The following is a 14,542-nucleotide window of genomic DNA, read 5'->3' on the forward strand; positions in this document are numbered from 1 at the left end:
GGGCGGTGATCCCGTCCCCGCCGGCCTCCTTGACCATGGCAGCGGCCCGCACCGGGCAGGGATGCTCCCCGCCGCGGGCATTCCTGACCGTCGCCACGTGGTCCACATTGATACCCAGCCGCAACCGCCGCGCCATGATCCACTCCGTCACCTTGCCAGCAATGCTTTAGTCCCTGGCACGGCCAGCGGCTAGCGCGCGAGACCCGGTCGGGCCTGGAGCCCGCCATGACCGCCGCTAGACCAGCCGCGCCGGCGCCTCCACCAGGCGCTTGCCCTGCCCAGCACCCAGGGCCAGCGCGATGGCGCGGACGAGTGCTGGCTGGTCGAAGGGCTTGCCGAGCCGCGGGAAGTCGGCGTCGGGCTCGGCGGGCGGCGCATAGCCGCTGACGATCAGCACCGCCACCGCCGGCTGCTCGGCGCGGAGGATCCGGGCCAGCTCGAGGCCGGTCATGCCCGGCATCGCCTGGTCGGTGATCAGGAGGTCGACCTTCTGGCCGGAGCGGAGGAGCTCAAGCGCCTCGATCGCGGACGGCCGCTCCAGCACGGCATGGCCCAGATCCTCCAGCATGGCGACCGTGTTCATCAGCACGAGCGGGTCGTCATCGACGGCCAGCACGGTCAGCCTGCCGACCTGCGCCATCGCCGCGGCCGGGGCCGGCCGCCGGGCAGGTTCGGGCACGGCGCTGGCCGGCAGCCAGAGTTCCGCCACGGTCCCCTCGCCTACCGTGCTGCGCAGGAACAGCCGGCCACCCGACTGGGCCGCTAGGCCCTGCACCATGGGCAGGCCCAGCCCGGTGCCCTTGCCGAGCCCCTTGGTGGTGAAGAACGGCTCCAGCGCACGGTCGAGCGTCGGCGCGTCCATGCCCTGGCCCGTGTCGGACAGGACCAGGCAGAGATAGCTGCCGGGCAGGAGCCCATCCGCCGCCGTGTCCGTCACCTGTCGTCCGGTCGCCGTGATGGTCAGCCTGCCGCCGGCGGGCATGGCGTCGCGCGCGTTGAGTGCCAGGTTGAGCAGCGCCAGCTCGAGCTGGTTCGCGTCGACATGGGCACGTGGCAGGCCAAGGGGAAAACGGGTCACGACTGTGATCATCGGGCCCAGCGAGCGCTCCAGCAGGTCGGCCATGCCATCCACCAGGGCCGGCACGTCGACCGGCTCGGGCTTCAGGTCCTGCCGCCGCGCGAACGCCAGGAGGCGCTGGGTAAGCGCAGCACCGCGCCTGGCCCCCTCGAATGCGCCGTCCAACAGCCGCCCGGCCTTGGGATCGTCCGGCAGGCGCTTGCGCAGCAGGTCGAGATTGCCGATCACCACCGCGAGGATGTTGTTGAAATCATGGGCGATCCCACCGGTGAGCTGGCCGATCGCCTCGATCTTCTGCGCCTGGCGCAACGCCTCTTCGGCGCGACGGTGCTCGGTGACGTCGGTGAGGCCGCCCAGCACCCGCAGGAACCCGCCCTCCCCGTCCCGCTCCAGCCGCGCGGAGGACACGACGTCCAGGACCTTGCCGGATCTGGTGACGATCCGGTGCTCGACGTCGCGCACTTCCCCCTGCCGGAGCAGAGCCGGCCAGTCCTCGCGGATCGCCCGGCGCGCCGACGATGGCGTCATGAACGCGACCAGCGGCCGACCGACGCACTCGGCCCGGTCATAGCCGATCAGGTCCAGGCAGGCATCGCTGACCTGCTCGACGCGGCCCGAGCGGTCCAGCGAGTAGAGCGGCAGCGGCGTGCGCCGGTAGAGCTGGCGGAAGCGCTCCTCGCTTTGGCGCAGGGCCGCAGCCTCGCGCTCGGCCAGATGCGCGAAGCGGCGATCGAACATGGCCGCGATCAGCGCCAGGAACAGGATCAGGAAGGCGGCCGCCGCCACGGCCACGGCCAGCGTGGGATGGTCGAAGCCCCCCCTCGCCGGCGGGACCGGCTCACCGTGATGCATGACGAAGGTGGCGCCGGCCATGGCGGCATAGTGCATTCCGGAAATCGCCACGCCCATCACCAGGGCGGCGGCCAGCCGCCTGGGGAAATTGCTGGTCCTGGTGGTGAGCCACAATGCCGTGGAGGCGGCACCGATGGCGATCAGCACCGATGCCGCCACCCAGTAGGGGTCGTAGCGGAGCTCGGCGTTCATCTTCATCGCCGCCATGCCGACATAGTGCATCGCGACGATGCCCAGCCCCATGAGCAGGCCGGCGGCCGGCAGCAGCATGGCCCTGCGGCCAAACAGGCCCATGAGCCCGAAGCTCATGCCGGTCGCGACGATCGGGACGAGCAGCGAGACCAGAGTCAGCCCGACATCGTAGTCGGCCTGCATCCTGGGCATGCGGTAGGCCAGCATCGCCACGAAATGCATGGCCCAGATGCCGCCGCCCATGGCCAGCGCCGCGGTCGCCAGCCAGGCGAGCCTGCCCCATCCGGCGGATGCCCGGATCCGGCTGGCAAGGTCGAGCGCGGTATAGGCGGCAGCGGCCGCGATCAGGATCGAGAGCGCTACGAGCGCATGGTTGTGGCTGCCGACGACGATCATGCCCGGTTCTTCTGCCACGCTGGCCTCGGCATCCTCGGCATGGTGCGCGAGCGGCCCAGGCTCGTCACTGCTGCCAGATGGACCGGCCGGGATCAATAGACAGGCCCGCCGCCCCTCAGCCGCGCCTGGGCGCATGGCGGCGGAACGCCAATGCCTCGGCGATCTGCGGCTTGCGCACCACCTCGCTGCCGTCCAGGTCGGCGACCGTGCGCGCCACGCGCACGACCCGGTGCCAGCTCCGCGCGGTCAGGTGCAGATGCTTGGCAGCCCGCTCCAGGAGCTGGCGGGCCGGCGGGTCCAAAGGTGCGATCTCGTCCAGGAGTTCGCCCTCGGCCTCGGCATTGGTGCGCAGTTCCGGACGGCCGGCCCTGGCGAACCGCTCGGACTGGATCTCTCGCGCCGCCGCGACCCTCGCTGCCACCCTCGCACTGTCCTCGGCGGGGGCCGGCAGGAGCAGATCGGCCGGCGACACCGCCGGCACCTCCACCACCAGGTCGATCCGGTCGAACAGCGGCCCGGAGATCCGGCCGAGATAGTCGTCCGCGCAGCGGGGCGCCTTGGCGCATTGCAGCTCGCGCGTGCCGAGATGGCCGCAGCGGCAGGGGTTCATCGCGGCGACCAGCTGGAAGCGTGCCGGGTAGGTGGCATGGGCGGCTGCGCGCGACACGGTGATCTGGCCGGTCTCGAGCGGCTGGCGCAGCGCGTCCAGCACGTTGCGCTGGAACTCCGGCAATTCGTCCAGGAACAGCACGCCCTTGTGGGCCAGGCTGATCTCGCCCGGCCGGGCATTGCTGCCGCCGCCCACCAGGGCCGCCATCGAGCTGCCATGGTGCGGGCTGCGGAACGGCCGGCGCCGGGTCAGCCGGCCGCCTTCCAGCCTGCCGGCAATGGACGCGATCATGCTGACCTCCAGCACCTCGGCCGGATCGAGCGGCGGCAGGAGGCCCGGCAGCCGGGCCGCCAGCATCGACTTGCCGGAGCCCGGCGGACCGCTCATCAGGAGGTGGTGGTGCCCGGCCGCGGCGATCTCGATGGCGCGCTTGGCGGTCTCCTGGCCCTTCACGTCCTTCAGGTCGGGATAGGAGCCGCCTTCGCTGGCGAGCGCCGGCTCGGGCGGCGGCAGGCGGTGCAGGCCGCGCAGGTGGTTGATCAGCGAGGCGAGCGAGGGGGCGGCCACCACCTCGATCTCGCCGGCGAGCCAAGCCGCCTCGCCGCCGCAATCGCCCGGGCAGATCAGGGCGAGGCGCCGCTCGCTGGCTGCCAGAGCCGCCGGCAGCACGCCCTGGACCGGGCGGATTGCGCCGTCCAGGGCCAGCTCGCCCAGCACCAGATGTTGTTCCAGCACCGCCGGCGGCAGCAGGCCCAGCACCACCAGCAGGCCCAGCGCGATCGGCAGGTCGAAATGGCTGCCTTCCTTGGCGAGGTCGGCCGGCGCCAGGTTGATCACGATCCGCTTGGGCGGCAGCGAGATGCCGAGCGTGCCGAGGGCGCCGCGCACCCGCTCGCGGCTCTCCGCCAGCGCCTTGTCGGGCAGGCCCACCAGGGTGAAGGCCGGAAGGCCGCTGGCCAGCTGCACCTCCACGTCGACGTCGCGCACTTCGAGCCCCGCGAACGCCACGGTCCGCACCCGTGCCATGGTGGTGGTCGGCGCCATCACATCTCCCTCCGACAGGTCGGCAGGAATGGCACGATCCATCGCATCATTTCTACCATTGATTGATTGTTATAGCTTAAAATACTGATTACGGTTGCTCGCCGGGTGGCTGATATCCGCATGAGAATGGTCCGCTGCCGCCCATGGATCAGGAAGAACAGGAGCGATGATGGCAGGCGAGCAGAACCGGATGGCTGGTGCCTCCGCCCTAGGCCGTACCAGTCTCACCCACCCGCTGCAGATCGCGGAAGTGCGGGCGAAGGACGGGTACGGCCGCATCGGGATCACCTTCTGCCCCGGCAAGAAGCAGGCCAATGCCTTCACCGGCTCCTGGAACCGCGACCTGTGCGTCGATCTCGATGCGGTACGGCAATGGGGGCCGGCGCTGGTGGTGACGCTGATCGAGCAGCACGAGTTGGACAGCCTGCAGGTCCCCACCCTGGAGGAGGAAGTGCAGCGCCGGCACATGGACTGGCTGCACCTGCCGATCCCCGACTATGGCGTGCCGCCCGAAGCGTTCGAGACCAAGTGGAACGAGGTGGGTGAAGGCATCCGTGCCCGGCTCCGCGACGGGTTCGATGTCCTGGTCCATTGCAAGGGCGGGCTCGGCCGGGCCGGGACGATCACGGCGCGCCTGCTGGTCGAATGCGGCATGCCGCCGGACCAGGCGATCCGGCTCGTCCGCAAGGTGCGCCCCGGTGCGATCGAGACCGGCGGCCAGGAGAACCATGTCCGGCGGCAGGTGGAGCTTCCCGAGCGGCAGCCGGCCACGGATCAGGAAGCAACCCGCGATCGCGCCCATGGCACGCTGCTGGGCCTGGCGGTGGGGGATGCGGTCGGCACCACGCTGGAGTTCAAGTCGCGGGACAGCTACCTGCCCATTACCGACATGGTCGGGGGCGGGCCGTTCCGCCGCAAGCCGGGCGGCTGGACCGACGATACCGCGATGGCGCTGGCCCTGGCGGAAAGCCTCATCGCCCATCCAGGGCTGGACGAGCGCGACCTGATGGCCCGCTTCACCGACTGGTACCGGAACGGCGCCTATTCCTGCGTGGGCGTGTGCGACGACATCGGCATCACCACCCGGCAGGCACTGGCAAAGTGGGAGCGGACCGGCGACCCGCTGGCCGGCTCGACCGATCCGCAGCAGGCCGGGAATGGTTCGCTGATGCGGCTGGCGCCGGTGGCACTGCGCTGGTGGCATGACCGGGAGAAGCTGCGCGACGTGGCCGCCCGCCAGAGCCGCACCACCCACGGCGCTCCCGAGGCGGTCGATGCCTGCATCGTCTATGCCGAGATGCTGGCCGATGCGATCGCCGGCAGGCCGCGGTCGGCGGTGCTGCACCGGCCGGTGGCTGCGCTTGCCGGGAAGATCCCGGCGATCATCGCGGGCTCCTGGCGCGGCAAGCGCCGCGACGACATCCAGGCCACCGGCTATGTGGCCCATGCCCTGGAAGCGTCGCTCTGGTGCATCGGCCGGACCGGCGACTTCCGCTCGGCCGTGCTGACCGCCGCCAATCTCGGCCAGGATGCCGACACCACGGCGGCGATAACCGGCCAGCTCGCCGGGGCCCTGTATGGTGCGTCCGGCATTCCCCCGGCGTGGCGGGAGCGGGTCGCCTGGGCGGAACGGATCCAGGACCTGGCGGGCCGGCTGATCACCTTCCCCTGAAGTCCCGGGTCGGAGCCCCCCCCGCCAAGCTCCCCTTGTCGCCGAGGTTGCGCACCTAAGGCGCATCCCCGATCCTGCCGCCGGGATTGCCTGGGGAAGACGAACAAGGGTGGATGCGACCGCCGCCGATTATCTGGCGGGCCTCAATCCGGAGCAGCGGCAGGCGGTCCTGCACGGTACGGGCGGTCAGGATTCCGCCCCTGCCCTCCTGGTGATCGCAGGCGCCGGTTCCGGCAAGACCGATACGCTGGCGCATCGCGTGGCCCATCTGATGGTCCAGCGCGTCCCGCCCGAGCGCATCCTCCTCCTGACCTTCTCCCGGCGGGCCGCGGCCGAGATGGTCCGGCGCGCGGAGCGGATCTGCGCCAAAGTGCTGGGCATGAGCGGGCCGTCCCATGCACTGCGTCTCGGCTGGGCCGGCACCTTTCACGGCATCGGCGCCCGCCTCCTGCGTGCCTACGCCTCCTCCCTGGGCCTGGACCCGTCCTTCACCATCCTGGACCGGGAGGATGCGGCCGACCTGATGAACCTGGTGCGTCATGAGCAGGGCCTGTCCCAGGCGGCGCGCCGCTTCCCGGCCAAGGCCACCTGCCTTGCCATCTATTCCCGCTGCGTGAATGCCGAGGCACCGCTGGACGCGGTGCTGGCCGAGCACTTCCCCTGGTGCAGCGGCTGGGAGCGCGAGCTGCGCACCCTGTTCGGCAGCTATGTCATGGCCAAGCAGCGCCAGGGCACGCTCGATTACGACGACCTGCTGCTCTACTGGGCCGCGGCCATGGCCGAGCCCGGCCTCGCGGAAGCCATCGGCAGCCGCTTCGATCAGGTGCTGGTCGACGAGTACCAGGACACCAACCGCCTGCAGGCCACCATCCTCCATGCGCTGAAGCCCGGCGGCCGGGGCCTGACCGTGGTGGGCGACGACGCCCAGGCGATCTACGGCTTCCGTGCTGCCACCGTGCGCAACATCCTGGAGTTTCCGGCCCGCTGCACGCCGGCTGCCACCGTGGTCACGCTGGCGCAGAACTATCGCTCCAGCCAGCCGATCCTGGCCGCGGCCAACGGCGTGATCGACCTCGCCACCGAGCGCTTCACCAAGAATCTGTGGACGCAGCGTCGCGGCGGCACGCAGCCGCGGCTGGTCACGGTGCCGGACGAGGCGGACCAGGCCGGCTATATCGCGGCCGAGATCCTGGCGAACCGGGAGCGCGGCATCCGGCTTCGCCAGCAGGCCGTCCTGTTCCGGACCGCACACCATAGCGGAGCGCTGGAGGTCGAGCTCACCCGCCGCGACATCCCGTTCGTGAAGTTCGGCGGGCTGAAGTTCCTGGACAGTGCGCACGTCAAGGACCTGCTGGCGCTCCTGCGCTTCGTCGAGAACCCCAAGGACCGGATGGCCGGCCTGCGCGTGCTCCTGCTGCTGCCGGGCATCGGTCCCGCCGCCGCGGAGCGCGTGCTGGCACGGCTCGCCGCACCGGATGGATCGGGGGTCGGGCTGGCGGACGAGCCGGTGCCCGCCAGGGTCGGTGCCGCCTGGGCGGAGTTCGTCACCACCGTGCAGGTGCTGCGCCACGCGGCCTGGCCGGCGGCACTGGACCAAGCCCGCCAATGGTACGCGCCGCATCTGGAGCGCATCCACGAGGATGCTGCGGCCCGGGCGGCCGACCTCGCACAGCTCGCCCAGATCGCCGCCGGCTACCCGTCGCGCGAGCGGTTCCTCACCGAGCTGACCCTTCATCCGCCCGATGCGGTCAGCGACCAGGCCGGCGTGCCCATGCTGGACGAGGACTATCTGGTTCTGTCCACGATCCATTCCGCCAAGGGCCAGGAGTGGCAGGCCGTGTTCGTGCTGAACGTGGTGGACGGCTGCATCCCCTCGGATCTCGGCACGGGCAGCCCCGACGAGATCGAGGAGGAGCGGCGGCTGCTCTATGTCGCGATGACGCGGGCGCGCGACGAACTGCATCTCGTGGTGCCGCAGCGCTTCTTCACCCACGGCCAGAACGCCCGCGGCGACCGTCATGTCCATGCCGGACGCAGCCGCTTCCTGCCGGACGAACTCCTGCCGCTGTTCGAGCAGGCCGTCTGGCCGGAGGTGGCGGCGGAACCGGCGGCAGCCGGACAGCCGGCCGCGCGGATCGATCTGGCGGCCCGGATGCGCGGCATGTGGGCCACCAGCTGAACTGCCATCAGCGGTGCCGGCCACGTGACGAAACAGTGACGCGACCTGCCGAAAGCCCCTTGACGCTCTCCATAGTGGATGACATCCATCATGGCACCGGTAGGCAAGCAGCCATCGAGACGACTGAATGTCGATCATTCAGGCGAAGTGAATATCGCGCTCGAATAGTCCTGCGCTCTCAAAGACGGCAATAGCAGTACCGCCAGGAACCGTTGGCCACGCAGAAGTGGATCATCGCCCTCAACTCTCGTCCGTGCGGAGCCCGAGCACATGCAACGTTCGCCGATCGAGCCGTCCCTCTGGTACGCGACGGCACCCGCGGCCCCGCCGACCGAGCCGATCGATGGTGACGTCACCGCCGATGTCTGCGTGATCGGCGCCGGCTATACCGGGCTGTCGACCGCCCTGCACCTGGCCGAGCAGGGCGTGCGGGTGGTGGTGCTGGAAGCGAAGGAGGTCGGCTTCGGCTGCTCCGGGCGCAATGCCGGCCACTGCACCCCGACCTTCCACTTCTACTCGATTCCGACCGTGCGCAAGATGCTGGGCCCGGTCTATGGTGAGCGGCTGGTCGAGCGGCAGACTAACGGCGCCAACCTCGCCTTCGACATCATCCGCCGCTACGGGATCGACTGCGAGGCAGTGCAGAACGGCTACCTGATGGTGGCGCACGCCCCGTCGCGGGTGAAGATGCTGGAGGAGAAGCAGCGGACCTATGCTTCGGCCGGCAAGGTCACCCATCTGCTCGACAAGGCCGAGACCGAGCGGCTGACCGGCTCGCCGCGCTATTACGGTGCCTGGCTGCATCCCGAGGGCGGCCACCTCAACCCGCTGGCCTATGCCCGCGGCCTGGCAAGAGCGGTGATCTCGCAGGGCGGGACCGTCCATACCCGCTCACCAGTGACGGGCATCGAGCCGGCCGGGACGCGCTGGCGGGTGGTGACGCCCACGGGTGCCGTCACCGCGGACAAGGTGGTGTGCGGCACCGGCGCCTATACCGACGGCTACTGGCCGGGCCTGGACAAGACCTTCACCACCATGTCGGTGATGATCCTCGCCACACAGCCAATTTCCGACAATGTCCGCAAGACGATCGCGCCGGAGAACCACACGGTCGTCGAGACGCGCGACGACCCGATGATCTACAAATACAACAAGGAAGGTCGGCTGGTGACTTCCGTCTTCGTCGAGGGCAAGCGCGGCGGGGATCTTGAATACACCAAGAAGCTCACTGCTGACAAGCTGAAGTGGATGCTGCCGCAGCTGGACGAGGTGGATTTCGAGTACGCCTGGACCGGCGATCTCGACATGCAGCCCAAGACCTTCCCGCGCCTGTTCGAGCTGGCGCCGGGCGTGGTCGCGTCGCTGGGCTATTCCGGCCGCGGTGTGCCGACCGGCACGATGATGGGCACGGTTCTCTCGGAATGGGCGATGGGGATGCCCAAGGAGGACCTGACCCTGCCGCTGGAGCCGATGACGGCCTCGCCCTTCTGGATGAAGTTCGTCCCCTACCTCTTCCTCTCCGCCACCCGCGCCCGGGACCAGTGGGTCGCCAGGCGCGAGGGCGTGAACCCGCCGGCCTATTGATGGCCAGGAACGGGCGGCCGGAGCCGCGCACGATCGGCTATTCGGACGTGTCGCTCGACATCCTGGGCGGCCTGCTCAGCTTCTATGCACGCAGCATGGGCATCGCGCTGAACCGGGACTACGACCAGGCCATCAGCGAGGTCGAGCTGGCCCATGGCCATGGCAAGGTCTCGGTCCTGCTGATGACCCATGCCAACCCGGGCATCCGGCCATCGGTGATCGCCCATTTCGCCCAGAAGGACCGCTCGGCGATGGCCAAGCTCATCGACCAGATGAAGCGGCAGGGCCTGGTCGAGCAGAAGGTGGACGCCGGCGAGCGCCGGGCGCACGAGCTCTATCTCACGCCGAAGGGCGAGGAGCTGGTGGTGCAGGTGCGCAAGATCGCCCAGGAGCAGTCGGACCGGTTCTTCGGCGTGCTGGACAGGCAGGACCGCGCCGATCTCCTGCGCATCCTGATGACCCTCTACGAGCGGCACGTGACGCCGCTGCCCGCCACCGTCCCGGAAAGGAAGGCCGTCGCATGATCGACCGTCGCGTTGCACTCGTCTCCGGCGCCAATCGCGGCATCGGCGCTGCCATCGCGCAGGAGCTTCTGGCCCGCGACTGGGCGGTCTCGATCGGCGTGCGCCGACCGGACAGCGTGCCGGGCGAGTTGCAGGAGCAGTGCCACCTCCAGGCCTATGACGCTGCCGACCGGACGAGCGAGGCCGCCTGGGTCCAGGCGGTAGTCGAGCGCTTTGGCCGGATCGACGCGGTGATCGCGAATGCCGGGCTCATGATTCCCAAGAGTGCCATCGAGGCGGAGGACGAGGATCTCGACGCCATGCTCGAGGTCAACGTGAAGGCGCCGCTGCGTCTCGCCCGCGCCGCCTGGCCGCAGCTGGTGGCCTGCGGCCGCGGCCGGGTGGTGACCGTGGCCTCCCTGTCCGGCAAGCGGGTGAAGGCGGCCCGCTCCGGCGCCTACTCGGTCACCAAGTTTGCGGCACTGGCCGTCTCCCATGCCCTGCGCCATGCCGGCTGGGAGCAGGGCGTGCGCACCATCGCGATCTGCCCGGGCCTGGTCGCGACCGACATGGCGTTCGGCATCAGCGACAAGGCGCCGGCCGAGATGACCGACCCGAAGGACGTGGCGCGGATCGTGGCGTTCGCGCTGGACCTGCCGAACACGGCGAGCGTGTCGGAGATCCCGATCAATTCCTCCCTGGACGAATCCTACTGAGCGAACCCCGAGCGTCCCGGCCCGCGCGGGAATGGCACAGGCGACCGGCAGCAACCAACTTCGAGTGAGCACGTGATTACTCAAGTCACCCCGCACCGTGGCCCGGTGGTCGATCCGGTCGACTCCAACGACAAGCTGCCCGAACAGGTCGATGTCGTGGTGATCGGCGGCGGGATCATCGGCGTGTCGACCGCCATGTTCCTGGCCGAGCGCGGCGTCTCGGTCGCCTTGTGCGAGAAGGGTCATATCGCCGGCGAGCAGTCGAGCCGCAACTGGGGCTGGGTCCGCAAGATGGGCCGCGACCCGCGCGAGATCCCGCTCATCATCGAATCGCTCAAGATCTGGCAGACCCTGAACCAGAAGACCGAGGCCGACACCGGCTTCAAGGTCACCGGCATCATGTACGGCGCGCGCAACCAGGCCGAGATGGCCAAGCACGAGGAATGGCTGCAGTACTCGCAGCCCTACCAGCTCGACACCAAGGCGATCGGCAAGGCCGAGTTCGAGAAGCTGATGCCGGGCTCGGATGGCGGCTTCCATGGCGCGCTCTATACCGCGTCGGACGCCCGTGCCGAGCCGCAGAAGGCGGGCCCCGCGATCGCCCGCTACGCCCAGCGGCTGGGCGCCCACATCTTCACCAACTGCGCGGTGCGCACGGTGGAGCGGCAGGGCGGCAAGGTGTCGGGCGTGGTCACCGAGAAGGGCCGGATCCGCTGCAGCCAGGTGGTGCTGGCCGGTGGTGCCTGGTCCAGCCTGTTCCTGGGCAATCTCGGCATCCGCCTGCCGCAGCTCACCGTGATCAACTCGGTGATGCGCACTGCTCCGCTGGAGGGTGCCCCCGAAGTGGCGCTCTGGGACAAGGAATACGCGTTCCGCAAGCGCCTGGACGGCGGCTACACGATCGCGGACGGCACGACCAACGTCCACGAGCTGGTGCCGAACAGCTTTCGCTTCCTCAAGGACTTCCTGCCGGCGGTCCGCATGGAGTGGCGCGCCTACGGGCTGCAGCTGAACTCGCGCTTCGGCCTGGAGGCGAGCTGGCCCAAGACCTGGACCGGCGACGAGGTCACGCCGTTCGAGAAGATCCGGGTGAACGACCCGGCCCCGGTGGAGAAGGTCACGAAGAAGGCGCTGGCCCGCCTGCGCCAGCGCTTCCCGGCGTTCGCCAACGCGAAGATCGAGCAGTCCTGGGCGGGGCGGATCGACGTCACTCCGGACATCGTCCCGGTGATCTCCTTCGTCGACACGCTGCCGGGCCTCCTGATCGCGACCGGCTTCTCCGGACATGGCTTCGGAATCGGCCCGGGTGCTGGCAAGCTGATCGCGGACATGGTGATGGGCAAGGACCCGGTGGTCGATCCGACCGAGTTCCGCCTGTCGCGCTTCCTGGACGGCAGTACCCCCAGACCGATGGGGCATGCCTGACATTCTTGGACAGGCGACCGCCAAAACGGCGGCGCCCCGGCCTTCTGGCCGATTTGGAGGGGGAAACGGCTGATGAATGACTCGACGTCGAAGCAGAACAGCCTGATGCGCCCGAGCCGGCGCCGGCTGATGGCGATGGGCCTGGGCGGCGGTGCTGCCGTCTGGATGGGGCCGAAGCTCGGCTGGGTCGGCTCGGCCGAGGCCGCCACGCCGCCCGAGAAGCCGACCGGCCAGGCGGTGATCGGCATGTCCCAGGAGCCGACCGTCTTCAATCCGCTGATGCTGCACATCGAGGTGGACGAGGGCGTCTACTTCAACCTGTTCAGCCCGCTCTGGCGGCCGGCCCCGGACGGCAGCCTGATCCCGGACCTGGCGACCGAGATCCCGACCACTGCCAATGGCGGCATCTCGGAGGACGGGCTGACCTGGACCATCAAGCTGAAGGACAACGTCAAGTGGCATGACGGCACGCCGTTCACGGCCGAGGACGTCAAGTACACGATCGAGCTGATCAACAACCCGGACTTCCGGGCCGGCCGCCGCGCCGGGCACGAGCTGGTGCGTGACATCACGGTCAAGAGCCCGACCGAGATCACCTGGAAGATGGAGAAGCCGTACGCGCCCTACCCGGCGATCCTCTCCTGGACCTTCATCGTGCCCAAGCACATCCTGGAGAAGGAGGCCGACCCGAACACCGCGGCGTTCAACAACGCCCCCATCGGCACCGGCGCCTTCAAGTGGGTCGAGCGCGTGCCGGGCGACCACATCACCCTGGAAGCCCATACCGACTTCCACGGCGACGGCCCGTACCTGGAACGGATCATCTTCAAGTACATCCCCGACATGACGGTGCTGTACACCCAGTTCCAGACCGGTGCGGTCGACTATACCGGCATCCAGGGCATCACCCCGGACAAGTACGAGGAAGGCAAGGCCCTGGAGGGCCGGGTCGTCCAGACCGTGCCGCAGCCCTTCATCGAGAACATCGCCTTCAACACTGGTCTGCCGGTGTTCCAGGACCGGGCGGTGCGCGAGGCGTTGCTCTACGGCATGGACAAGCAGAGCATCATCGAGGCGATCTATTACGGCCTGCCCTCGCCCACCGAGTCGTTCCTCCCCAGCCAGTCCTGGGCCTACAATCCCGACCTGCCCCAGCACGAGTACAATCCCGAGAAGGCCAAGCAGATCCTGGAGGAGGCCGGCTGGGTCGACAGCGGCGATGGGATCCGCGCCAAGGACGGCGTACGCCTGGAGTTCACCAACTCGACCACCGCGGGCAACACCACCCGCGAGCAGGCGCAGCAGTTCCTCCAGCAGAATTGGCTGGAGATCGGTGCGAAGATGAACATCAGCAACCTGCCGCCCGCAGTGATGTGGGGCGAGTACTGGATGATGTCGAAGTTCGAGACCGCCATGGTCGGCATCGGCTTCGGCATCGGGCCGGACCCGGACGCCACCGACTTTTTCCACAGCAAGTCGATCGGCGCCAAGGGCGGGGCCGGGCAGAACACCACCCAGTTCTCCAACCCGGAGGCCGACAAGCTGCTGGAGGAGGGTGCCGCCGTCACCGACCAGGCGCAGCGGGCCGAGATCTACAAGAAGCTCCAGGAGGTCACCCGCCGGGAGCTGCCCTACCTGCCGATCTTCCAGTACGCGATGGTCCAGGGCACCAAGGCCGGCCTGGAGAACTTCAAGCCGAACTTCGCGGTCCAGGAGAATTGCTGGAACGCCAACGAGTGGTACTTCTCGAGCTGACGCCGGGAAGCTGATCGCGCGGACCGGGGACGCCCAGGCCCCGGTCCCAACGCATTTTCTCGAGGAAGGGGCCGCCGATGGGCCGCTATCTGCTCGGCAGGCTGGGCCAGAACCTGGTGCTGCTCTGGCTGGTGTCGATGATCGGGTTCGGGGTGCTCTACCTGGCACCGGGCGGGCCTCTGTCGCAGTTCGCGCTGGTGCCGGGCATGTCCCAGGAGGACATCGCGCGCATTGCCGCCCAGATGGGCCTCGATCGGCCTTTGCCCGTGCAGTACTGGGAATGGTTCACCCGGCTGCTGGGCGGCGACTGGGGCCGCTCCTACCGTGACTCCCAGCCGGTCCTCCATGTGATCGGCTCGCATCTGTGGGCCACGCTGGAGCTGATGATCGCCGCGACCCTGATCGCCGTGCTGCTGGGCGGCTGGATCGGCGTGATGGGGGCGATCCGCCGCTATTCCTTCTTCGACTACCTGGCGACGATCGGCGCCATGATCGCCCTGTCGATCCCGACCTTCTGGTTCGGCCTGGTCACCATC

10 protein-coding genes and 1 pseudogene are annotated in these 14,542 nt (G+C 69.1%); 8 read left to right on the top strand and 3 right to left on the bottom strand.

From position 1 onward, the window contains the following. From VNS22_RS23930 to VNS22_RS23940, 3 genes are all read right to left on the bottom strand, one after another. Positions 1-136, bottom strand: a 136-nt coding sequence (locus VNS22_RS23930; protein ID WP_325736996.1) for a pyridoxine 5'-phosphate synthase, incomplete at its 3' end; no start/stop codon positions are given. A gap of 99 nt (positions 137-235) precedes the next feature. Beyond that, on the bottom strand, positions 236-2,518 hold the full coding sequence (locus VNS22_RS23935) for an MHYT domain-containing protein (RefSeq protein ID WP_325736979.1): 2,283 nt from the start codon (positions 2,516-2,518) through the stop codon (positions 236-238). Between the two features lie 115 nt (positions 2,519-2,633). After that, positions 2,634-4,172: a YifB family Mg chelatase-like AAA ATPase gene (locus tag VNS22_RS23940; protein WP_325736980.1), complete on the bottom strand. Its 1,539-nt coding sequence runs from the start codon at positions 4,170-4,172 to the stop codon at positions 2,634-2,636. A gap of 190 nt (positions 4,173-4,362) precedes the next feature. Between VNS22_RS23940 and VNS22_RS23945 the strand changes: the two genes are divergently transcribed. The 8 genes and pseudogenes from VNS22_RS23945 to VNS22_RS23980 form a co-directional block, all read left to right on the top strand. Continuing rightward, positions 4,363-5,844, top strand: a complete 1,482-nt coding sequence (locus VNS22_RS23945) for an ADP-ribosylglycohydrolase family protein (RefSeq protein WP_325736981.1) — start codon at positions 4,363-4,365, stop codon at positions 5,842-5,844. A gap of 109 nt (positions 5,845-5,953) precedes the next feature. Continuing rightward, positions 5,954-8,023 carry an ATP-dependent helicase gene (locus VNS22_RS23950; protein ID WP_325736982.1) on the top strand — a complete coding sequence of 690 codons (2,070 nt, stop codon included), beginning with the start codon at positions 5,954-5,956 and terminating at the stop codon, positions 8,021-8,023. Positions 8,024-8,293: 270 nt separating this feature from the next. After that, on the top strand, positions 8,294-9,607 hold the full coding sequence (locus VNS22_RS23955) for an FAD-binding oxidoreductase (RefSeq protein WP_325736984.1): 1,314 nt from the start codon (positions 8,294-8,296) through the stop codon (positions 9,605-9,607). After that, positions 9,607-10,131, top strand: a complete 525-nt coding sequence (locus VNS22_RS23960) for a MarR family winged helix-turn-helix transcriptional regulator (protein ID WP_325736986.1) — start codon at positions 9,607-9,609, stop codon at positions 10,129-10,131. Before VNS22_RS23955 ends, VNS22_RS23960 begins: the two co-directional genes overlap by 1 nt. After that, the gene (locus tag VNS22_RS23965; protein ID WP_325736988.1) at positions 10,128-10,826 is read left to right on the top strand and encodes an SDR family NAD(P)-dependent oxidoreductase; all 699 of its coding nucleotides are present in this window, start codon (positions 10,128-10,130) and stop codon (positions 10,824-10,826) included. The genes VNS22_RS23960 and VNS22_RS23965 overlap by 4 nt, the downstream gene beginning before the upstream one ends. Positions 10,827-10,898: 72 nt before the next feature. Next, positions 10,899-12,251, top strand: coding sequence for an NAD(P)/FAD-dependent oxidoreductase (locus tag VNS22_RS23970; protein ID WP_325736990.1), 1,353 nt, complete (start codon positions 10,899-10,901; stop codon positions 12,249-12,251). Between the two features lie 72 nt (positions 12,252-12,323). After that, complete coding sequence (locus VNS22_RS23975; RefSeq protein ID WP_325736992.1) at positions 12,324-14,006, top strand: peptide ABC transporter substrate-binding protein; 1,683 nt, start codon at positions 12,324-12,326, stop codon at positions 14,004-14,006. 77 nt (positions 14,007-14,083) lie between these two features. Next, positions 14,084-14,542: pseudogene (locus tag VNS22_RS23980) on the top strand (ABC transporter permease); the annotation flags it as partial.

Origin of the sequence: Geminicoccus sp., assembly GCF_035556675.1 — a bacterium.
Taxonomy (GTDB): domain Bacteria; phylum Pseudomonadota; class Alphaproteobacteria; order Geminicoccales; family Geminicoccaceae; genus Geminicoccus.

Bases quoted from the DNA above. Each gene is read 5' to 3' on its own strand.
- VNS22_RS23935 (WP_325736979.1), bottom strand. From the start codon at position 2,518: ATGATCGTCGTCGGCAGCCACAACCATGCGCTCGTAGCGCTCTCGATC.
- VNS22_RS23940 (WP_325736980.1), bottom strand. From the start codon at position 4,172: ATGGCGCCGACCACCACCATGGCACGGGTGCGGACCGTGGCGTTCGCG.
- VNS22_RS23945 (WP_325736981.1), top strand. From the start codon at position 4,363: ATGGCTGGTGCCTCCGCCCTAGGCCGTACCAGTCTCACCCACCCGCTG.
- VNS22_RS23955 (WP_325736984.1), top strand. From the start codon at position 8,294: ATGCAACGTTCGCCGATCGAGCCGTCCCTCTGGTACGCGACGGCACCC.
- VNS22_RS23960 (WP_325736986.1), top strand. From the start codon at position 9,607: ATGGCCAGGAACGGGCGGCCGGAGCCGCGCACGATCGGCTATTCGGAC.
- VNS22_RS23965 (WP_325736988.1), top strand. From the start codon at position 10,128: ATGATCGACCGTCGCGTTGCACTCGTCTCCGGCGCCAATCGCGGCATC.
- VNS22_RS23975 (WP_325736992.1), top strand. From the start codon at position 12,324: ATGAATGACTCGACGTCGAAGCAGAACAGCCTGATGCGCCCGAGCCGG.